18 protein-coding genes are annotated in these 21,494 nt (G+C 51.0%); 9 read left to right on the top strand and 9 right to left on the bottom strand.

Annotated features, from left to right (window positions below; all coding sequences use genetic code 11):
* Positions 1–57: 57 nt before the first annotated feature.
* Positions 58–747: a response regulator transcription factor gene (locus E5987_RS03790; protein ID WP_160334760.1), complete on the top strand. Its 690-nt coding sequence runs from the start codon at positions 58–60 to the stop codon at positions 745–747.
* A gap of 51 nt (positions 748–798) precedes the next feature.
* On the opposite strand, the gene moaC is transcribed toward E5987_RS03790, so the two are convergent.
* Positions 799–1,278: a cyclic pyranopterin monophosphate synthase MoaC gene (moaC, locus tag E5987_RS03785; protein ID WP_160334759.1), complete on the bottom strand. Its 480-nt coding sequence runs from the start codon at positions 1,276–1,278 to the stop codon at positions 799–801.
* Between the two features lie 102 nt (positions 1,279–1,380).
* Here moaC and E5987_RS03780 point away from each other — a divergent pair, with 102 nt between their 5' ends.
* Entirely contained in the window at positions 1,381–2,862 is a 1,482-nt protein-coding gene (locus E5987_RS03780; protein WP_160334758.1) for a beta-barrel assembly-enhancing protease, read from the top strand.
* 86 nt (positions 2,863–2,948) lie between these two features.
* The gene (locus E5987_RS03775; RefSeq protein ID WP_237178719.1) at positions 2,949–4,010 is read left to right on the top strand and encodes an NAD(P)/FAD-dependent oxidoreductase; all 1,062 of its coding nucleotides are present in this window, start codon (positions 2,949–2,951) and stop codon (positions 4,008–4,010) included.
* Between the two features lie 64 nt (positions 4,011–4,074).
* On the opposite strand, the gene apbC is transcribed toward E5987_RS03775, so the two are convergent.
* Positions 4,075–5,148: an iron-sulfur cluster carrier protein ApbC gene (apbC, locus tag E5987_RS03770; protein WP_160334756.1), complete on the bottom strand. Its 1,074-nt coding sequence runs from the start codon at positions 5,146–5,148 to the stop codon at positions 4,075–4,077.
* A gap of 170 nt (positions 5,149–5,318) precedes the next feature.
* Between apbC and metG the strand changes: the two genes are divergently transcribed.
* From metG to E5987_RS03740, 6 genes are all read left to right on the top strand, one after another.
* Complete coding sequence (gene metG / locus E5987_RS03765) at positions 5,319–7,463, top strand: methionine--tRNA ligase (RefSeq protein ID WP_255453134.1); 2,145 nt, start codon at positions 5,319–5,321, stop codon at positions 7,461–7,463.
* A 167-nt stretch (positions 7,464–7,630) separates the two neighbouring features.
* On the top strand, positions 7,631–9,379 hold the full coding sequence (locus tag E5987_RS03760; protein WP_160334769.1) for a SulP family inorganic anion transporter: 1,749 nt from the start codon (positions 7,631–7,633) through the stop codon (positions 9,377–9,379).
* Positions 9,380–9,586: 207 nt separating this feature from the next.
* Positions 9,587–10,462, top strand: coding sequence for a Crp/Fnr family transcriptional regulator (locus tag E5987_RS03755; RefSeq protein ID WP_160334754.1), 876 nt, complete (start codon positions 9,587–9,589; stop codon positions 10,460–10,462).
* 300 nt (positions 10,463–10,762) lie between these two features.
* Positions 10,763–12,283 (top strand): flavocytochrome c, encoded by a 1,521-nt coding sequence (locus E5987_RS03750; protein WP_160334753.1) that lies wholly within the window; start codon positions 10,763–10,765, stop codon positions 12,281–12,283.
* Between the two features lie 58 nt (positions 12,284–12,341).
* Positions 12,342–12,701 (top strand): cytochrome c3 family protein, encoded by a 360-nt coding sequence (locus tag E5987_RS03745; protein WP_370267410.1) that lies wholly within the window; start codon positions 12,342–12,344, stop codon positions 12,699–12,701.
* Positions 12,702–12,737: 36 nt separating this feature from the next.
* Entirely contained in the window at positions 12,738–13,895 is a 1,158-nt protein-coding gene (locus E5987_RS03740) for a porin (RefSeq protein WP_160334752.1), read from the top strand.
* 73 nt (positions 13,896–13,968) lie between these two features.
* On the opposite strand, the gene E5987_RS03735 is transcribed toward E5987_RS03740, so the two are convergent.
* The 7 genes from E5987_RS03735 to E5987_RS03705 all read right to left on the bottom strand — a co-directional run bounded on the left by E5987_RS03735 (position 13,969) and on the right by E5987_RS03705 (position 21,476).
* Complete coding sequence (locus E5987_RS03735; RefSeq protein WP_160334751.1) at positions 13,969–15,303, bottom strand: ClC family H(+)/Cl(-) exchange transporter; 1,335 nt, start codon at positions 15,301–15,303, stop codon at positions 13,969–13,971.
* 176 nt (positions 15,304–15,479) lie between these two features.
* Positions 15,480–16,178 carry a tetratricopeptide repeat protein gene (locus E5987_RS03730; protein WP_160334750.1) on the bottom strand — a complete coding sequence of 233 codons (699 nt, stop codon included), beginning with the start codon at positions 16,176–16,178 and terminating at the stop codon, positions 15,480–15,482.
* A 6-nt stretch (positions 16,179–16,184) separates the two neighbouring features.
* Positions 16,185–16,676 carry a peptidoglycan-associated lipoprotein Pal gene (gene pal, locus E5987_RS03725; RefSeq protein WP_160334749.1) on the bottom strand — a complete coding sequence of 164 codons (492 nt, stop codon included), beginning with the start codon at positions 16,674–16,676 and terminating at the stop codon, positions 16,185–16,187.
* Positions 16,677–16,688: 12 nt separating this feature from the next.
* Positions 16,689–17,954, bottom strand: a complete 1,266-nt coding sequence (gene tolB, locus E5987_RS03720; RefSeq protein ID WP_237178716.1) for a Tol-Pal system beta propeller repeat protein TolB — start codon at positions 17,952–17,954, stop codon at positions 16,689–16,691.
* Positions 17,955–18,147: 193 nt separating this feature from the next.
* Complete coding sequence (purH, locus tag E5987_RS03715; protein WP_160334747.1) at positions 18,148–19,707, bottom strand: bifunctional phosphoribosylaminoimidazolecarboxamide formyltransferase/IMP cyclohydrolase; 1,560 nt, start codon at positions 19,705–19,707, stop codon at positions 18,148–18,150.
* Complete coding sequence (gene dusB / locus E5987_RS03710) at positions 19,685–20,776, bottom strand: tRNA dihydrouridine synthase DusB (protein ID WP_160334746.1); 1,092 nt, start codon at positions 20,774–20,776, stop codon at positions 19,685–19,687. Before dusB ends, purH begins: the two co-directional genes overlap by 23 nt.
* Position 20,777: 1 nt before the next feature.
* Entirely contained in the window at positions 20,778–21,476 is a 699-nt protein-coding gene (locus tag E5987_RS03705) for a nucleotidyltransferase family protein (protein ID WP_237178722.1), read from the bottom strand.
* Between the last annotated feature and the right edge of the window lie 18 nt (positions 21,477–21,494).

The following is a 21,494-nucleotide window of genomic DNA, read 5'->3' as shown; positions in this document are numbered from 1 at the left end:
AGCAACTATTCATAAATAAGCTCTCGTTTGAAAGACAAGAGCTTGGAGGGTTTTATCTTGAACACAAGGGAGACAACCGTATTGATTGTTGAACCGGATCTTGATACGCAGCGTGTTTACCGCCAGCGTCTGATCCATGATCCGGGTATCCGTTTGATTGGCATCTGCTCCAGTATGGAATCCGCAACTTCCTTACTGCTTCAGACTCGCTGTGACATCCTTTTAACGGAGCTTAATCTGGGCCAGCGGGATGGTTTGGAATTAATTCACCAAGCTCATACCGAGTATCACATTCCGAATATCGCTGTTATTTCCAATCGTTCCAGTCCAAAAGATATTCTTGCCGCCATTGAAAACGGCGCTATCGGCTACATTGTCAAGACTGAGACTAATCTTCAGTCGATTGCTGACTATGTTCGTTCCATCATTGTCGGAGGAAGTCCGATCAGTCCTATCGCGGGGCGCGTTATTGTTAAGACGCTTCAAAACCGCATTGAAAACGAGCAGGTTTCTGAGATTCAGGGGATGCATTCCAGTTCAGTTCCGAATCCGCTATCGCCCAGAGAGACAGAAGTCCTCCATTTGCTTGGCCGAGGCATGAGCTTTGCTGACATCAGTAAAGTGCTGGGCATCTCCACGCACACTGTCACCGCCCACATCAAGAAGATTTACCGCAAGCTCAAAGTCCACTCGCGAGGCGAAGCGGTTTACCTCGCCTCTCAGATGGGCATTCTCTCGGATCGCTAAAGTGATTCGAAAAGGGACGGTTCAAACCGTCCCTTTTGCTTGTATTTTCAGCTAAGAAGCCGCGGTCCATTCTCCGCTCTTGCCGCCGCTTTTCTTCAAGAGGCGAATCCCGTCCATCTGCATTCCGCGGTCCACCGCCTTGAGCATGTCGTAAATCGTCAGCAGCCCGACCTGAACCGTAGTCAGCGCTTCCATCTCCACGCCGGTACGGCCTTTACATTCGCAAGTCGCAACACAGCGAATTCGACTTTCCTTTTCAAAGAGCTCAAATTCGACCTCGACATGCGTGAGTGCAATCGGATGACACAGCGGAATCAATTCCGGTGTTTTTTTCGAACCCATGATTGCCGCAATTCGGGCAACCGCCAGCACGTCGCCTTTCTTAGCCTTTCCCTGAGCGACCAGTTCAAAGGTTTCCGGCTTCATCGAGATCCATCCCTCGGCAACGCCGACTCGGCAGGTTACGTTTTTTTCACCCACATCAACCATGTGTGCGTCGCCCGATTCATTAAAGTGCGTCAAAGCAGACATTCGTTTCTTTCCTATTAAGAATTCGTTACAGCAAAAAAAATAATAACTGATATATTTTCTTTTAGATGTAAATAATAACGTCGCCAAAAATTCGGAGCTGACATGGTCGCTAAGCGCATAATTTCCTTACTTTTCGCATGTTCGATGGCCCTTGAGCCGGCTGCTCATGTCTATGCGCAAAACTATAACCTTCCTAATCTCGGCGCAGCCGGCGGCGCTACGCTCTCTCAGCTGCAGGAGCGTCAGCTTGGCGAGGAGATTATGAATGAGGTTCGCAGTGATCCGACCTATCTTGCCGATCCTGAAACCATGGAATATCTGAATCGGATCGGATACCGACTCGTCTCAGCCGGTCCCGGCTCCCCATACAGTTTTGAATTTTTCCCGATCCGCGACAGCTCAATCAACGCTTTCGCGCTCCCGGGCGGCTTTATTGCGGTCCACACCGGGCTTGTCACCGCGGCTTCTAACGAAAGCGAACTTGCTTCCGTACTCGCGCACGAAATCGGGCACGTTCAGCAGCGTCATATTGCCCGCATGCTGGAAAATCAAAAAGGCAACTGGGCCATGACGCTCGGTTCTATTTTGGTCGCAATTCTTGCCGCTCGAGCGGGCTCCGGGGACGGCGCAGCGGCTTCTGTCATCGGTGCGCAGGCCGCCATGGCGCAGAACTATCTTTCTTTTTCCCGCGACGCGGAAAGAGAAGCGGACCGTGTGGGTTTTAATTCGCTCGTTCGCGCAGGTTTTGATCCGAAAGGCATGGAGCAGTTCTTCGAGCGTCTTGACTTCAACAACCGCGCTTATGAGGGCGCGAGAGCCGCCCCTGCTTATTTAAGAACGCACCCGATGACCGTGGACCGTATGAGTGAAGCCCAGGTGCGCTCAAGAAGCGTTAGAGCGCAAAAGCACAAAGATTCTCTGGACTTTTATCTGATTCGCGCGCGTCTTCGCGTCCTACAGTCCAACCGTTATCAAGGCTGGTCCGATGCGATGGACTACTTCAAAGAAGAAGCAAAGACCGCAAAGGGCTATGAAGCGGCCGCCGTCCATTACGGCATGGCGGTCGCCGCGCAGCGCATGAAGAACCCGACGCTTGCGCTTCAGGAAATCGAAAAAGCGCGCCAGATGACGGGCGGAAATTCCGCGATCATCAATAAGCTGTACTCTGATCTTGTTTTTGAGTCTTCCCCGAACCAGCGCGCCCGTGGACTGCAGCTGGCGAAACAGGCTTATGAGAAAAGCCCGCTTTCAGCCATGCTCTTAGAAAACTATGCAAGTCTGCTGCTTCGAGATAAGAAATACAGCCAGGCCGTTGAGCTTATGCGAAAGCAGCACGCGATTTCCAAATCAACGGTCACCTATCAATCGATTCTCGGACGCGCCTATGAAGCGATGGGCAAACGAAGCCTAAGCCATCAGGCAATCGGCGAGATGTATGCGCTTCAGGGGCAGAAAGTTGCTGCCATTCAGCAGCTTACGCTCGCGCAGAAAGCCAATGATGCGGACTTCTATACCATGAGTGAAATTGACGCGCGTCTCAGAGAACTCAGAGCTGATGTTGAGTTTGATAAGAAACATCAGTAAACCAATTCACGATTTTAGAGCTGATTTTTAACATCATTTAGTGAGAAAATTTAACGATTCTCATTAAAAAGAAAAAAAGGTTGAAATTGACTGAAACACAGCAAATCACAAATCCGATCGAAACAGATGCCGTGATCATCGGTGCAGGTCCGGTCGGTCTTTTCCAGGTGTTTGAATTAGGGCTGCTGGAAATGAAAGCCCACGTGCTTGATTCTTTAAACCATCCGGGCGGACAGTGCGTTGAGCTGTACCCGGACAAACCGATTTACGATATTCCCGCAGTTCCGGTCTGTTCTGCTACCGAGTTAACAGAAAATCTGCTCAAGCAGATTGAACCGTTCAAGCCGGTTTTCCATTACGGTGAAGAGGCGCAGGTTCTGAAGAAACTTGAAGACGGCCGTCTCTACGTAAAGACTTCCAAAGGTACCGAGTTCCTTGCTAAAGCGGTGTTTATTGCTGCCGGCGTCGGAAGCTTCCAGTCAAGAACACTGAAAGTTCCGCACATTGAAAAATTTGAAGGATCACAGCTTCATTACCGCGTCAAAGATCCCTCCGTTTTTGAAGGAAAGAACATTGTCATCTGCGGCGGCGGAGACTCTGCCCTTGACTGGTGTCTGAATCTTGTCGGCAAAGCCGAGAGCGTCGTTCTGGTACACCGTCGGGACGGATTCAGAGCCGCGCCTGCTTCCGTCACAAAGATGAAAGAGCTGTGCGATCAGTGGGAAATGCAGTTTGAAGTCGGACAGGTCACCGGCTTTACGGAAGAAAACGGTAAGATGATCGAGGTTAAAGTTACCGGCGCTGATGGTGTGACACGTCGAGTTCCGATGGAACACCTGCTGGTCTTCTTTGGTCTGCAGCCTAAGCTCGGACCGATCGCAGACTGGGGTCTACAACTTGAAAGAAAGCAGATTGTGGTCGATACCGCTCGCTTTGAAACGAATATCCCGGGTGTTTTTGCTGTTGGCGACATCAACATCTATCCCGGCAAGAAAAAGCTCATCCTGTCGGGCTTCCATGAATGCGCGCTTGCCGCTTTTGCCGCAGCCGACTATGTATTCCCGGAAAAGCGTGTCCTTCTGCAGTACACAACCACCAGTCCGAAACTTCACAAAGTTCTCGGCGTTGAAACACCGCACTTTGATTAATCGGTGCTGAATGCAGCAACGGAGCCCTCGGGCTCCGTTATTTTTTTGTTGCTTTACTGATGCGTTAGGTATCAGAAATCTTGATCGACGGCATCTTTCGGCTGTAGTCCTTATTCTTCTTCGCTACCGCAATTGCCAGTTTACGGGCGATTTCACGATAGATCTGAGCGATCTTGCCTTCCGGTTCGGAAATCACAATCGGCTCGCCCTTATCCATGCTCAGGCGAATATTGATGTCGAGCGGCAGTTCTCCGAGCAGATCGACGCCATACTGCTTGGCCATTTTTTCCGCACCGCCCTCACCGAAGATGTGTTCTTCGTGGCCGCAGTTAGAACAAATATGCGTAGCCATATTTTCAATAATGCCAAGAATCGGCACGTTGACCTTTTCGAACATCACGAGACCCTTACGAGCATCCATCAGAGCGATGTCCTGAGGAGTTGTCACAACCACCGCACCGGTCAGCGGAACTTCCTGAGAAAGAGAAAGCTGGATATCTCCTGTTCCCGGAGGCATATCGACAATCAGATAATCCAGATCTTTCCAATTCGTCTGCTTCAGAAGCTGCTGCAGGGCGGATACGGCGAGCGGACCTCTCCAAATCATCGGCTGATCCGGATCGATCAGCACGCCGACAGAGGCAACCTGAAGACCGTGTCCGATCATCGGCTCCAGACTCTTTCCGTCAACCGAATACGGTTTATCGGTGATACTGAGCATCGTCGGCTGGCTCGGTCCGTATACATCCGCGTCCAGAAGACCGACTTTGGCACCTTCCTGCTGCAGGGCAAGCGCAAGGTTAGCGGAAACTGTACTCTTGCCTACGCCGCCTTTTCCGCTCGATACCGCAATGATATTTCTGACGTTGTCAAAAACCTTGACGCCGGGCTGCACCGAGTGCGCGATAATATTCTGACCGACATTGACATCAGCATCGATGCCGGCTTCCGTCAGTTTTGCTCTAACCATCGACGCAATGACGGGACCCTGTGTTTTGGCCGGATAGTCCAGCTCAATCTGAACCGTTGTTTTCCCGTTTTCCGTCGTCACTTTTTTCAAAGACTTGGACGCGACCAGATTCTTGCCTGTATTCGGGTCCACAACTTCTTTGAGAAGTTCTGTAATCTTTTCCTGCATTAAAACAACTCCGTTGTATTTTTACGCCGTCTAAACTATCACATCGGAACTGACTTGCATACCGTTCTCAGATAAATACTTACCAGGAAGTTCGGAACCACGAAAACAAAGTAAGAAATCCTCCGCGCATTGACTTATAGACGCTTTCTCCTTAATTCGGTCTGTTAAAATTGACGTTTGGTCTTTTTCAACATATGGAAAAAATATTCATGAGTAAACGCACCATTTTCCTGACGACCGCGCTTCCTTACGCAAACGGAAATTTTCACATCGGTCACATCATGGAATACATCATGGCCGATATTTGGGTTCGCCATCAGCGAATGCTCGGCAATACGGTTCATTTTGTGGGGGCTGACGACGCCCATGGCGCGCCAATCATGATTTCCGCTCAGAAGCAGGGCGTCACGCCGCAGGAGTACGTCGCGAAAATCGCGGCCGGAAGACCCCAGTACCTGAACGGCTTCTATATTAAATTTGACCACTGGCACAGCACCGACAGCAAAGAAAACACGGAACTTTCTCAGGAAATCTACCGCCGTTTGAAAGGCTGCGGGCTCATCTACAGCAGAGACATCGAGCAGTTCTACGATCCGGTCAGAGGAATGTTCCTTGCCGACCGCTACATTAAAGGAACCTGTCCGAAGTGCGGCGCGCCCGATCAGTACGGCGACTCCTGTGAAGTCTGCGGCGCTGTATATCAGCCGACAGAACTGGTCAATCCGTATTCTTCTCTTTCCGGCTGCAAGCCTGAACTCAGAAAATCCAAGCACTTCTTCTTCAAGCTTTCCGACCCGAGCTGTGTCGAATTCCTGAGAAGCTGGACCAAGGGAACCGCCACAGACGGAACTTCCCGCCTGCAGCCTCAGATCGTTGCCAAGACCGAAGAATGGCTCGGCAAAGACGGAGACTTGAATGACTGGGATATTTCCCGTGACGCACCTTATTTCGGCATTGAAATTCCGGATGAACCCGGCAAATATTTCTATGTCTGGCTGGACGCTCCGATCGGATATCTCGCCAGCCTGAAGTCCTACTGCGAATTAAAGGGCATTAATTTTGACGGACTGCTGGAATCGTCCACAACCGAACAAATTCACATTATCGGTAAGGATATTGCCTATTTCCATACGCTCTTCTGGCCCTCCATGCTGCACTTTGCAGGCAAACCTTTTAAAGTTCCGGATCATGTCTGGGCGCACGGCTTTGTCACGGTCAACGGTATGAAGATGAGCAAGAGCCGCGGTACCGGCCTCAACCCCCTGGTTTATCTGGATCTGGGTATGGATCCTGAATGGCTGCGCTATTACTTTGCCGCCAAGATCAATTCGAGGGTCGAGGACATCGACTTCACAACGCACGCATTTGTCACCATGGTGAATTCCAATCTGGTCGGCAAATACGTCAATATCGCAAGCCGCTCAAGCGGATTCCTTGTTAAGCGCTTTGAAGGCAAAGTCAGCGATAAAGCGATTGCGGAGAGCCCGTTGCTTCGCGAACTTAGAGAGCAGGCCGGCGCCATCAGCAAACTTTATGAAGATCGCGAATACAGCCGTGTTCTCAATACTGTTTTTGCGCTTGCCGATAAGACAAATGAATATGTCGACGCCGAGAAACCTTGGGAACTTGCTAAGAATCCGGAAGCATCCGAAAAGCTCCATGAGGTTGCTTCTGTCACACTCGAAGCGTTCAGACTGCTCACCATCTATCTCAAACCGATTCTTCCGAGAACCGCTGAAAACGTTGAGAACTTCCTCAATTGCGGAGAGCTGAGCTGGAATTCCATCTCTGCTCCGCTGAACAGCGCCGCAGCAATCTCTCCGTTCAAACATCTGATGCAGAGAGCCGATGAGAAAGTCGTTGATAAACTCTTTGAGCTCAGCAACAAGAACGCTCCGGCAAACACGGAACAAAAAGCGGAAGAGGTAAAGAGCGAAGCTGCATCCTCTGAAGACATGGTTTACGAGGAACTTGCCCCGACAATTACTTTTGATGATTTTGCAAAAGTTGACCTGCGTATCGGCAAGATTCTCAACTGCACCGCAGTGCCAAAGAGCAAGAAACTGCTCCAGCTTACGATTGACGTCGGCGAGGAAAAACCGAGAAATATCTTCTCGGGTATCGCGGCTTATTACAACCCCGAGGATTTGATTGGAAAACTCACACTTGTAGTTGCGAATTTAGCGCCGCGCAAGATGATGGGTTCAGTATCTGAGGGCATGCTGCTTTCCGCTTCCGACGGCTCTGACAAGCCGAACGGCCTGTATCTTCTCGAACCTTTCCCCGGCGCAAAACCCGGCATGAAAATCCATTAAAGCCTTCTGCTGAAAAAGACCGCGGGTTCTCACAGATCTGCGGTCTTTTTTGTTTACTTCAGCCTAAAAACGCTCATCGTACCGTTCTAAGGCGCATAATGACGAGGTCGAAAGACATTCCCGATTTCTATTTATTAATAAAAACAACTTTCTTTACCTATCTAAGCATGAGTGTCAGATCCCATATCGTGGAAGCGCTTCATAGTTTTCCAATTGCGAAGTTCCACCCGGCTTCTTTATCGCTGCTGCGTCACTATTCGTTTAACGAATTTACGAATGATTTATCCGCAGGTCTTACCGTCGGCGTTGTTGCGCTCCCGCTTGCGATGGCTTTTGCCATTGCTTCGGGCATGACACCGGAATCCGGTATTTATACTGCCATTATTGCCGGCTTCTTTATTTCCCTGCTCGGCGGCTGCCGAGTCCAGATCGGCGGCCCTGCCGGTGCCTTTATTGTTATTGTTTACGGCATCATCGCGCAGTACGGCGTGGGCAATCTGCTCATTGCGACCTTCTTTTCAGGAATATTCCTGTTCCTGATGGGGCTCTTTAAGATAGGCAGCTTCATCCGCTTTATTCCGGTCTCCATCGTGATCGGCTTCACAAACGGTATCGCTGTACTCATTGCGCTCTCGCAGGTGAAGGATTTTCTCGGTCTTAACATCGCCAAGATGCCGGCTGACTTTTTCCATCAGATCGAGACTCTGTGGGGTGCCATTGACACGGTCAATCCCTATGCGGTTGCAATGGGACTTCTTTCTCTTTTCATTGTCTTTATCTGGCCGCGTTCCTGGACGATCGGCGGGGCGCCCTGGCGCAGATGGCTTGCGCGTATTCCGAGTACTATCGTCGTTTTGATCATCATGACTTCGGCCGTAACTTTCTTCAATCTTCCTGTTGAAACGATCGGCTCCAAATTCGGCGGTATTCCCCAAGGCCTTCCTGAATTCAAAATTCCTGAAATCTCTTGGGGTAATATAAAACAGCTCTTTACGCCTGCGCTCACTCTCGCACTGCTCGGCGCGATCGAGTCTTTGCTCTGCGCTCGTGTCGCTGACGCGATGATCGATGACCGGCATGATCCCAATCAGGAACTGATGGGACAGGGAATCGCCAACTGCATCGTGCCTTTCTTTGGAGGTCTTCCTTCAACCGGTACTATCGCAAGAACCGTCACCAATATTAAGAGCGGCGCCGTCTCTCCGGTCGCAGGCATGGTTCATAGCCTAACGCTGCTGATCATTATTCTGGTTGCAGCTCCTCTGGCGATGAACGTCCCGCTGTGCTCACTGTCCGCGATTCTGCTCTTCATGGCTTTTAATATGGGCAACTGGCACGAGTTTGTTCGACTCAGACAATTTACGCTTTCCTATAAAGCCACTCTGCTGCTGACCTTCTTCCTGACCGTTATTTTCGATCTGACAGTCGCGGTGGAAATCGGTCTGCTCTCGGCCGCGCTCTTCTTCCTTTACCGCATGAACACGCTTACCCGAGTGCTTCCGAAGACACTGCCCTTTGACGCTCCGAAGGAGATTGAGGCTTGGGTTATGGAAGGCGCGCTTTTCTTCGGCTCTGTATCAAAGCTTGAAATTGTCACGGACCCGAAGCATATCAATGCGCCGGACGCTCCCGATGTAGTTATCTTCGATTTCTCCGAACTGCTGTCAATCGATAACAGCGCGCTCGATATCATAGAGAATTTCCAGCGCAATCTGGTTAAGCATGAAAAGGTACTCATCATCGCCGGCGCAAGTGACCACCCGCTGCGGCAGATGCAGCGTCTGGGGCTGGCTCAGAAACTCGGCAAATTCCTGTGCCCGGATATGGACTCTGCCATACGGACTGCCTGCGATGTGATTCATAACAAGAAAACGCCCGCAGCCGACTCGAATGAGATACCGATTATCGAACGCTGACACCGACTGTTGAGGTACTAAGGCTCAGAGTTGCTCTGAGCCTTTTTTAGGTCTTGTCGACAGAATTTTCATTAGGCATTAATACCTAATGCATAGACCAAAGTGTATTAGTAGCCAAGCTTTAACTCATTAAGTAGACTATATCCAAACGGATTAATCCGACTCAAACTAAGAAAAATTATCTTTCTCACACTGACGAGGGAATCAATGGGGAACATTTCTGCTGAGTGGCTTTCAGCTTTGCACAGAAAAAGATTTTATGACATTGATATCAAAGACAAAGAGAATTCTGTGCCCATTGTCCCCTGGATCCATCCCCCGCTCAATCAGGACATCGTCAGACTGCTTATTAAAGTCGGCAAAAAAGTCTCTCTAAAACGTCAGGAAAAGCTTATCTCTCTCGGTCAAAGCATTCATCACCTCGCAGTTGTGACCAACGGTGTCACGGCCAGAAACTTCGGCAATCCGACAGTTGCCACAGAAAAAGCAGCGGCTATTTCTCCGGTGGGCCATCTGGCCTTAGGCAACCTCAATTTCTTTACCGGCAGACCTGCTTTCGGCCACTATTTCGCTCTGACCAATGCAGAAATCTACATCTGCGATCGTGAACTGATCATGCCGATACTCAAGACTGAACCGACTCTGCTGGCATCTCTGATTCGGCATTTCGAAAGCTGTGCGCTCTCTGATCGAATCGGTCTTGCCCTAATGGCATTCTCCCCGGTTGAGCAGCGTTTAAAGGCTTTTGCGATAAGCTGGGCTATCCATTTTGCAGACTCTTTCTATAAGGATGGGAAGATGTGGCTCAGAATGCCTGTCCCCCTGACGCGCAGCAACCGCTGTCTTGTCGCGAACGCATCTTCTGTATCAACAGATAATTATCTAAAAAAATGGAAGGACGAAGGCGTTTGGATTAGAGAGGGAGACTACATCACCTTCCCCGTCGATTTTTTTGAAGATACGTATAAATGGATGAGGCATTCTGAAGAACAGAGCTCTTACACTTACGCAAGCAGCCTTAAAGAACTTTTTGAGTTAATGCCTCGTATACCTCAAACAATAAATCCGCTAGCATCTCTTTGATTTAAATAGTAATTTTTAATCTAAAAGCCCTGATTCCATTCAGGGCTTTTTCGTCATTGCCGCGCAATAAATCAGGTGGAAGGATCATCATTTCACCCATTTATATTCTTTGTTGAAATTCACATCATTGAAGCGACATTCAGACAATATTTGATAAAACTACCTAACTATTTAATAACATGCGCTAAGGGTTAATCATTAGGAGGGAAACTAAAACAGTTTAGTGGTCATGATTTCGGATGATTTTTAGAATGGATCCTGTAATTGCTTCATTCCCTTCAAACTACGGAGAACATAAACATGACCCTAACAAGACGCAATTTCCTTCGCTCCTCTGCCGTTTCTGCTGCCGCGATTGCCGGCGTCGGTGCTTCTCATGCAGCAGAACTTCCGAAAGGAGCCGAATGGAATGAAACTTGTTCACTTTTAGTCATCGGAACCGGGTTTGCCGGTCTTGGCGCTGCCCTTGAAAGCCATTATCTCGGCATGAAGGATATTCTTGTCGTTGACAAAATGCCTTCTGCAGGCGGCAACTCCATCATTAACGGCGGTGCCATCGCTGCTGCCGGTACCGACATGCAAGCTAAAGCCGGTATCAAAGACAACGCCGACCTTCTCTATTCAGATATTCTGAAAGCGGGCGGCGGTATCGCTCATGCAAACCTTGCACGCAGAATCGCTGACGAATCCGTTTCCAACTATGAATGGCTCCGCGATGAAGTTGGCGTAAACTTCAAAGCCGTTACTTACCATGGCGGTCACTCTGTACCCCGCAGTCATGCAGTCCAGGAAAACACCGGCGCCGGATTCATCAACCCGATGCTTGCCAAGTGCAAGGAATTCGGCATCAAGATCCAGCTTCGCACTATTGTTGATGATCTGATCGTTAACGATAAAGGCTGCGTTGTCGGCGTTAAAGCCCGCATCAACCATCGCTTCAATCGTCCTGACAGCGGCAAAGTTGTTTACATCCGCGCCACTAAGGGTGTTCTGATCGCATCCGGCGGCTTCAGCCAGAACGTTCGCATGCGCACAAGCCACGATCCTCGCCTCACCAAGGAATTCACTTCGACCAATCATCCCGGCGCAACCGGTGAAATGATTCAGGAAGCTCAGCAGGTCGGCGCAAATACCATTCATATGGACTGGATCCAGCTCGGCCCGTGGACCTCTCCGGACGAAAACGGCTTTGGTCTGGCTCCGCTCGCAGTTGAATCCATGGTTGGCTACGGCCCGATGATCAACCCGAAGACCAGCAAGCGCTTCATCAAAGAAACCGGCAACCGCAAAGTTCGCGCTGACGCTATCGTCGCCATCGGTGCCCCGGCCGTCATCTTCACGAATGAACAGAACTTCATGAACAAGGTTGTCGGCAAGAACATGAAGCAGGAACAGTTTGAGCAGGCCCTCAAGAACGGCGTTATCCGCAAGTTTGACGACCTCAAGAGCCTTGCTGAGTTCTATAAGCTTGATTATTCAGTTCTCGAAAAAGAAACTGAAAAATTCAACGGTTACATGAAGGCTAAGAAGGATCCGGAATTCGACTGCATGTTCTTCGATGACGGCGTGCCCAATGAAAAGGGCCCCTTCTATGCAATCCGTCTCTGGCCGCGTGTCCACCACACAATGGGCGGCATTGAAATCAATGAACAGGCCCAGGTTCTGAACGTCAAAGGCGAGCCGATCTCCGGTCTGTACGCTGCCGGTGAAGCAACCGGAGGTGTCCACGGCATGGTCCGTCTCGGTACCGTTGCTGTTGCAGACTGCATTATCTTCGGCCGCATCGCTGCTCGCACAGCGAACAAGTGGGCCGGCTGCTAATCTGATCTAACCTTTCCGGAGACGTCCTTTCACGGAGTCTCCGGTTCGGAGACACATCTTGAGAACAAAAATAAATTTGGGCTACGCTGCGGCGGCTGTCCTTAGCGCCGGGTTAATGTTCTTCGCCTCATTTGCTTTAGCTGCCAATCCTCCGATGGGCGCCGATCGTCATGTTGCAAAAGGAGTTACCTGCAACAGCTGTCACGGCGAAGACCTCAAGAACCCGAAATTCCCGGATGACGCAACCTGCACTCAATGCCACAACAAGGACGCATTAGCGGAAAAGACAAAGGAACTTCCGGGTGCCAATCCTCACAAAGCGCCTCATAACGGAGAATGCATCAACTGCCATCTCCAGCATGAGCCTCCTGAAAATTACTGCGCTCAGTGCCATAAATTTGACTTTAACGTCAAATAGCTTTGAGTGTTTATCAAATTCCAAAGAGATATCTCTATGAAACTTAGAACTCTTATGCCTGCAGTCTTGGCTGCATTCTCTACTACTGCCTTCGCAGCAAATGTTGAACTGTACGGTATTGTTGACGCTTATGTACAGGTCTATAACGGCGGCAACGGAGCCGTTGTCGATCTCGGCAGCGGCGGTAAAGCCGGCTCCAGATGGGGTATTAAAGGAACCGAAGATCTCGGCGGCGGCAACTCCGTATTCTTCCGCTTAGAAAACGGCTTTATGCTTGATAACGGTACCAACAGTCCTGCGACTGGCGGCGACGGATACGCCTTCCAGCGTGAAACCGTTCTCGGCGTAAAAGGCGGCTGGGGTGCCCTTTCCTTCGGTCGTCAGTACACACTCAACTTCGGCGGTATCGCTCAGTTTGACGCTTTCGGATGCAGCCTCGGCAGCACGATCAACAACTTTATGGCCCCGGCGCCTTATATCCCGAGCAATCATATCTCAGGCATTAACGGTCTGTCCGGTATTGACAACATGACTCGCCGCGACAACTCAATTATTTATGAGTCCCCGAAATTCGGCGGTCTGGTGATGTCTGCGATGGTTTCTCTCGGTGAACAGAAGAAGCTGAATCGTGTGACTCAGGAACTGAGCGATGAACAGTCCAACAAACTGGGCAACACCTATGCGGTGCAGGCGGTTTACCGCAGCGGCGCACTTGGCGTCGGACTGACTTACACCTATCAGAACCTTGCCGGCTTCGCGCCTAACAACTTCCGCACAATCAATGCGCATGAGTCCCTTTACAACCTTGGCGCCAGCTACGATTTCGGCGTCACAAAGCTGTACGGCAATCTTATTTACCGTCAGGGCTCCAAAGCGGTTGATCGCAACGCCAACCCGAATCTGATGGTATACAGCGTTTCCGCAAAGACTCCTTTGATGGGCGGCTACCTCTTGAACGGCTTTGCCTTCCTCAAGAACAATACGACAGACGACTCCAATGCGTGGAACATCTCTGCTCGCTACGACTACCCGCTCAGCAAACGCTCCACCATTTACGGCGGCGCAGCGTACATGCATAACGACGACAACGTCAACTACACTATCAATGGCGGCGGCGGTTCTTCTTCTGCTCCCGACACCAAGATCGGCAAGAGCCCCTGGACGGTTTTTGTGGGTCTGAGCCATGCGTTCTAACCCGCTTTAAAGTCTAAGTTCTCCTTGTAAACTTAAAGGCCTCTTTCAGCACATTGAAAGAGGCCTTTTTTCTTTATGAAAGATCTTTTGGAATCGGTGCCGGACCAAGGACCTTAACACCTTTTTCCTCCAGGGCTTTGACCTCGGGAATACGAAGCCTCAGAGCGGTATATACCGGCATGCTCTTCAGCGCCTGAGAGGTAAAGAACGCAAGCGCTGAAGCAATCATCATGGGAAGCGTCAGATCCCAGCAGGCCGTCATTTCCAGAATCAGAAGCACCCCGGTAATCGGCGCACAAATTGTCGAGGCGAAGAACGCGCTCATTCCTACGGCGCAGAAAGCCATCGGATTCAGATTGAGGCCGAACAGATTAAGTATCCAGATGAAGAACTGACCTAGTATGCCGCCCATCAGGAGCAAGGGCGAGAAAAGTCCGCCCGGTACTCCGGTTGAATAACAAAGCGGAGCGAAGAACCAACGAATCAGGCCAATGGCGAGGATGGTCATGATCGGGAAAGAGTAATTGAGCATCTGCTGAGCAAGCAGGTCTCCGCCGCCGGAAAGACCCGGAGCAAAATAAACCAAAGCCGCAACCACTACTCCGACTAAAGCCGCTTTAACCTCCGGAAGAAGCGAAGAAAAATACTTATTGGCGTCCAGAAGCCAAAGAACCAGCTTGTTATAGAGCGGGCCCATCGCGCCCATAAATACACCAAAGCAGATATAGGCGGCAGCCTCCTTAAAATTAGGAAGCGCGAATGCTCGAGAGATCACATGATAATCCGGCTGCATGCCGAGAATGGTCATGGAAACCGTACAACCCGCAAACGCACAGATCAGCGTTGGAATGACCAAATTCATACGAATGTCCTTGGTCACTTCCTCAAAGGTAAACATAGATCCGCCAAGCGGAGAAGAAAACGCCACACCCAGGCCGGTGCCGGCCGAAGCGATCGTGAGAAAACGCAGCTCTTCAGGCGTAAATTTCAGCCATCGGCCAAGGGTCGCTCCAAGAGCAGCTCCCATCTGAACGGTCGGACCTTCACGTCCGAGAGCCATACCGCTGCCAAGTGTCAGCAGGCCGCCGATAAACTTCACAAACACGACACGAAGTCTTGCCGGCTCCACTTCCTGACGCCATGCCGCTTCAACATATTGAATACCGCTGCCGCCTGCGGTCGGGGCAAATCGTACCAGAGCCCTGCCAATCACAGCTGCTCCGACACAGATCAGGAGAATGAGACAGAACCCTTCAAAAAATCCGATTTGATGCGCCCATGCGGATAAATACAGCCTAAGATGGTCCGCTCGATGAAGAAAGACCTGAAAATAGCCGCCCACAAAACCGGTCAGAACACCGGCAATTAAACATACGAAATAGAACCAGCACGTGCGCAGCAAACTCACGGTGACCTCCTAAAATTTTTTTTCTGAGCGCAGGATCCCCGCGCTCGCTGTCTCTTTTTCTGTAGCTTAATAAGCTTTAGGAGGTCAGCCGCCTGAAGCGTCACAAAATGAGAATACCCTTTCCCCGTCTTCAGAGTCGGTCAAAAGAAAACCGCGGAATCCGCGGCTTGTATTCGTTAGGAACCTAACTGCTTTTTCGCAATTGCGGCGGCGCCGCTCTTTGGGAATAACTGAATCAGCTTACGGAAGGTTTTATTGGCTTCATCCGTTTTCTTTGAGTCCATCTGAGCCATACCGACCAGAAGATAGGCTTCGGAAACCTGCTTATGTTCCGGATAGCTTGCGATGAACTTGTTTTCAGTCCCAATAGTCTTAGCGAAATCGCCTTTCATGTAATAGCTGCTTCCGAGCCAATACAGTGCTGTCGGATAGGTTTTGGTCGCACGGTACTTAGTTGTGATCGTGCTGAAGCAGGCGATTGCCTTATTGGCATCTCCCTTCTTAAAGACTTCCAGACATTTATTGAGCTCCTGTTCGGCAGCGATTTCCTTATCGGACACCGCCTGAGCCGCCTTGGCTTTCGGGTCCATTTCGTCAAGACGGCTCTGCAGACTGCCGTAAATACTTTGAGCGTTCTCGCGTTCCTTGCCTAAGGAGTTGTTCAGCACATCCACTTGACCGCGAAGGGTCTGCACTTCTTTGGTCAGGCTCTCAAGACGGTCGTAGAGATTCATCTGAATATCCTGCTGCGCCTTGAGCTGACTGCGAAGTTCAATAATCGCTTTGCGTGCCTCATCGTCTCCGAAAAGGGCATACGCTGAAGTATTAACAGTGAGTAAAACGGTGCCGAGAACCGCGAGAACGACTTTTTTCATTACGGATTATTTGATCTGGTAGTTAATGTCAACACGACGATTTTCATAGTATGAAGATTCGTCATGGCCGAGCGCTTTCGGTTTTTCCTTACCAAAGCTGATGGTTTCGATCTGTTCGGGAGAAACACCCATCAGAGTCATACGCTGTTTGACCGCTTCTGCACGTTTCTGCCCTAAAGCGAGGTTGTATTCACGGCCGCCGCGCTCGTCAGTGTTGCCTTCGAGGCGAACGTTAAGGTCCTTGTGCGCAGCGAGGAACTGTGCGTGATTTGTCACGACCGGCATCTGGTCGGCGCTGACAGAGTAACTGTCGAAATCGAAGTGAACCGAGCGGTTGGCAAGAGGACCGTCCTTGCTGTTCAGCATTTCTTCAACAGAAGTCCCGTCGGCGACATTGCTGCCGTCCTTATCTTTATCAAGATCGACTGTCGAGCAGGCAGTCAGTGAAAACAGAACCGCGGCTGCGGATGCGCATAACGCTAATTTTGAAAACTGCATTTCAAATTCCTTTTAACTAATCGTGGGGCCCCAAGCTGGTTCTCTGATATCCCCACTCAAACCAGAAAGCCGGGATTTTGCGCTGCCGTCTGTAGAGACTGTAGACAAAACACCTTTCCCGCCGACTTCTGCGGCGTAAATAATCATATTCCCATTAGGAGAATAACTTGGAGATTCGTTTTTACCGACCTGCGACAGCGGAATCACATTGCCGGTTGCCAAGTCCTGCTGGACCAGCTGGAAGGTTCCGCCGCTGCGTACGATGTAAGCAAGCTGGTCATTCTTCGGGCTGACTGCCGGGCTGACCGCATAAGCGTTGCCGAAGCTCACGCGCTCGGCGCTTCCGCCGCCCACCGGCTTGCGATAGATTTGCGGATTTCCGCCTCTGTCGCTCGTGAAGTAAATGTACTGTCCGTCCGGGCTAAACGCGGGCTCGGTATCAATGCTGCTGCCTTCGGTAAACGGACGAACATTCTGACCGTTGACGTTCATCAGATATATCTTCGTAATGCCGCCCTTGGAGAGTGCCACCGCAAGCGTGTTTCCGTCGGGGCTGAACGCCGGAGCGCTGTTGTTGCCGCGGAAGCCCGCGACCTGACGTCTTTTGCCGGTGCTCAAATCGTGAATCCAAACCGTCGGCTTGCCCGTTTCAAAAGTGGTGTAGGCAATCTGCCGGCCGTTAGGAGACCAGGCGATCGAAATGATGGGTTCCTTGCTGCGCAGTGCCGCCTGAGGATTATGCCCGTCACTGTCGGCGACCATAATCGCGAAACTCTTGCGTCCCTGCTGTGCCACATAAGCGATGCGGCTGGCAAAGTCTCCCTTTTCTCCGGTCAGTCGTTCAAAAATACGGTCTGCAATTTTATGAGCATATAGTCTCAAATCGTCTTTGGCACAGACAAAGTTCGCCTCGTCGGTTTCCTGCCGTTTGACCGGATCAAAGAGTCTGAACTGCAGATCATAGCGTCCGTCAGGTGTCTTTTTTACCTCTCCAATGACGTATGCTCCGGCTCCAACAGCGGAAATTTTGCTCCACTCGGGCGTCATGTCATACGAGGTCGGAACCGGTCCGTCCACAAGACGGAACGCTCCGCTTCTCACCAAGTCATTGCCGACAATCTCCGCGATGTTCTCGGGAGCACCTTCATTGCCAATGAAGGCGGGAATGGCAATTGGGAACTGATTCGCTCCCACGCCTAAAATATCCACCTTCAGCTGTGCAAAAGAGGAACTCATAGTACTGGCAACAGCTGCCGCGCCCAATGATTTAAGAAACAAACGTCTCCTCATTTCAATCGCGTTTGCACTCATAGAATTCCCTCTCTCCTTACTTCTTGTCTCCTGCCCGAGCAGCCCGTTCCGAACCATGCGGACAAAAGGAAAATACTTCCAATATATATTTGAATTCTCTATCAAATCGAAACCGAATTGCTGAATTCTCAGCAATTCGGCCCAAATTTGGTCACACTTTTTAGTGGCGGAAATGACGCTCGCCCGTGAAGACCATTGTAATTCCGCGTTCATCAGCAGCGGCGATCACTTCGTCGTCGCGAATCGATCCGCCCGGCTGAATAACGGCAGTGGCACCCGCGTCAACAATCACATCAAGACCGTCACGGAACGGGAAGAAGGCGTCGGAAGCGGCAACGCTGCCCTTCAGGCTAATACCGGCTTCTTCCGCTTTGATCGAGGCGATCCTTGCAGAATCCACGCGGCTCATCTGACCGGCGCCGACACCAAGAGTCATGCCATCGCGCACAAACACGATGGTGTTGGACTTCACAAATTTCGCAATCTTCCATGCAAACATCATGTCGGAAATCTGAGCACTCGTGGGCTGCAGTTTCGTTACGCACTTCAGAGCATCTTCTTTAACCGTCTGAGTGTCCGGTGTCTGAACAAGCAAACCGCCGCCGACGCGCTTCATATCCAAATCGTTGTGCGCATGTCCCATGGCAACCGTCAGCAGACGAAGATTCTTCTTCTGACCGAATACCGCAAGCGCTTCCTCTGTAAATTCCGGAGCAATGATCACTTCGGCGAACTGCTTGGAAATCTTTTCAGCCGCTTCTGCGCCAACCTGGCAGTTAAAAGCGATAATGCCGCCGAATGCAGATGTCGGATCGCACTTAAACGCTTTACTGTAAGCCTCGGCCGCGTCAAGTCCGATAGCGGCGCCGCACGGATTCGCGTGTTTGATAATGACGCAGGCAGGTGTATCAAAACTTCTCACTGCTTCCCAAGCCGCATCGCTGTCAGCGATATTGTTGTAGGAAAGCTCTTTGCCCTGATGCTGAACATAGCCGGCCAGAAGACCCGGCGCAACCTGACGTTCACGATAGAAAGCGGCTTCCTGATGCGGATTTTCGCCGTAACGCATATCCTGAACCTTAACCCACTGGCGAGTCAGACTGTCCGGGAATTTCGAACGTGTGGTCACGTCATTGCCTTCGATGCTTGTCAGGTAGTTCGAGATCATGGCGTCGTAGTGCGCGGTATGGACGAATACCTTTTTGGCAAGCGCAAGGCGAGTCTCGGCGGAGACTTCACCTTTTCCCTTAATTTCTTCGATCACTTTGCGATAGTCGGCCGGAGAGACGATCACCGTGACGCTTTCATGGTTTTTCGCCGCAGCGCGGATCATTGTCGGACCGCCGATATCGATATTTTCAATCGCGTTTTCAAACGTGCAGTTCGGGTTCGCAATGGCCTGTTCAAACGGATAAAGGTTCACGGCAACGATATCAATCGGATCGATATCGTGAGCCTTGAGCGCCTCCATATGCTCCTCCACGGGTCTGCGGGCGAGAATTCCGGCATGAATCTTCGGGTTGAGTGTCTTAACTCTACCGTCAAGCATTTCCGGGAAACCGGTGTAGTCAGCGACTTCCTGGACAGGAATGCCGGCTTCGCTAATCAGTTTGGCCGTACCGCCGGTGGACAAAATGTGATAGCCGAGTTCCGAAAGTTCTCTGGCGAATTCAACAACGCCGGATTTGTCAGAACAGCTAATCAACGCCTGTTTTTTCATCTTTGCTTTCCTCATGGTGTGGGAGATGTGGTTTTGGCTCTAATGGAAAGAGAACGCCTGCCATGGCTGATTCACTGTCCGGCAGCTCATCCTCAAGTATTCGGACAAGTGCCTGCTGCAGCCCTGAGGGCGTGTTTTCTTCATAAAGCCGCTTTAAATAGTCTGTGCATAAGTCTAACCGTTTAAAGTACCAACTTATATGTTTGCGAATTGTCTTAAGACCTCGTTCGCTTCCGTAAAAAGATAAGTGCGCCTCCGTGTGTTCGGCAATCACGTCTATAACGGCTTTCTTGGACGGCGGAACATAGCGGCGCCCATCAAGCGCGGCGCTGATTTCTTCAAAAATCCATGGGTTGCCCATTGCCGCTCTGCCGATCAGTACGCCGTCCGCCCCCGTCTCTTGCAAGACCTGAAGCGCCTTGGCGCCGCTGCCTATATCGCCGTTGGCAATGACCGGAATGCCGACCGCCTGTTTTACCTGTCTAATCGTTTCATATTCAGCTTCACCCCGAAACGCCTGCGCCCGGGTTCTTCCGTGAAGTGTCAGCATCTGCACGCCGACGCTTTCAGCCATTTTGGCAATCCTAACCGCATTAATGTGCGCTTCGTCCGTTCCGGTCCGATATTTAAGCGTGACCGGGCCGCTAACGGAGGACACCATGGCTTCAAGCAGCTCCTTCACTAAATCTTCGTTCGCGAGGAGCGCCGCGCCGCTCGCCACACTGCAGACTTTTTTTGCGGGACAGCCGCAGTTGAGATCGATAATCTGAGCGCCGCACTCAGCCGCGTAACGCGCGCTGTCGGCCAAGTCCTGCGAAAAACAGCCGAGAAGCTGGATTCCCCGAGGCGCCTGCTCGCCCTTGAGATTAAACCGCTCCTGCGACTTTCGGGATGTCCTCAGCTGCGCCTGACTTGCGACCATTTCCGCAACCGCATAGGCCGCTCCGTGCGCTCTGCAGATTCGGCGGTACGGAAGATCCGTGATTCCGGCCATAGGCGCAAGAAAAACACGCCCGGGTATTTCTACATTTGCAACATTCAGCACCGTGCGCGAATCAAAATTCTCCATCTCAGGCCTCTGTCACCGCAAAATTGCGTTCCCGTCCGAAGTGCGCTAAATCCTCCGGCGTTCCGACATTTGCCCACGGCCCGCAGTAAAGCTCGCCGCTCACTCTGCCCGCATCAACAAACTGATAGAGCCAAGGGAAAAGAGGCGCCTTTTCAGCTGACTCCTTCTCAAAAATACGAGGAGAAAAAACCGCGATATTGCCATAGGTCAATCGCTTAGGCTCCCGATAGACGAGTCCTTCGCGCACATCCATGTCACCGGTATCTTTAAAGTACGGATTCGGAACCAGCACCAGATGCGCGTCAAATCGGCCGCAGCGAACTGCTTCAGCAGCCGCTCGCAGCTGACGGTAATCGTAGGCCGTCACAATATCTCCGCTCACCACCGCAAAGGGCTCTTTACCGTCACTCAGCAGCGGAAGAGCCTTAACGATTCCGCCTTTGGTTTCAAGCGCGCCGGAAAAATCCTCGCCTTCCTTGGATATTTCAATATTGAGTCCCGGCATAACTTTTGAGCCGGCGTAACGGTCAAATAATTCCGAATGGTGCGCTGTGTTGATGACTGCGCCGCTAAAACCCGCTTCCTTAGCTTTGAGCAGCTGCCACTCGAGCATCGGTCGGCCCCACAGAGAAAGCAGCGGTTTTGCCGTCCTCTCCGTCAGCTCTCTCATGCGTGTGCCTCGGCCCGCGGCTAGGATCATGATCTTCAATTCCGAGAC

The organism is Parasutterella muris (assembly GCF_009767915.1).
Taxonomy (GTDB): domain Bacteria; phylum Pseudomonadota; class Gammaproteobacteria; order Burkholderiales; family Burkholderiaceae_F; genus Parasutterella; species Parasutterella muris.
Note: the sequence above shows the minus strand (reverse complement) of the source record. Positions and strands in the feature narration are given on the sequence as shown.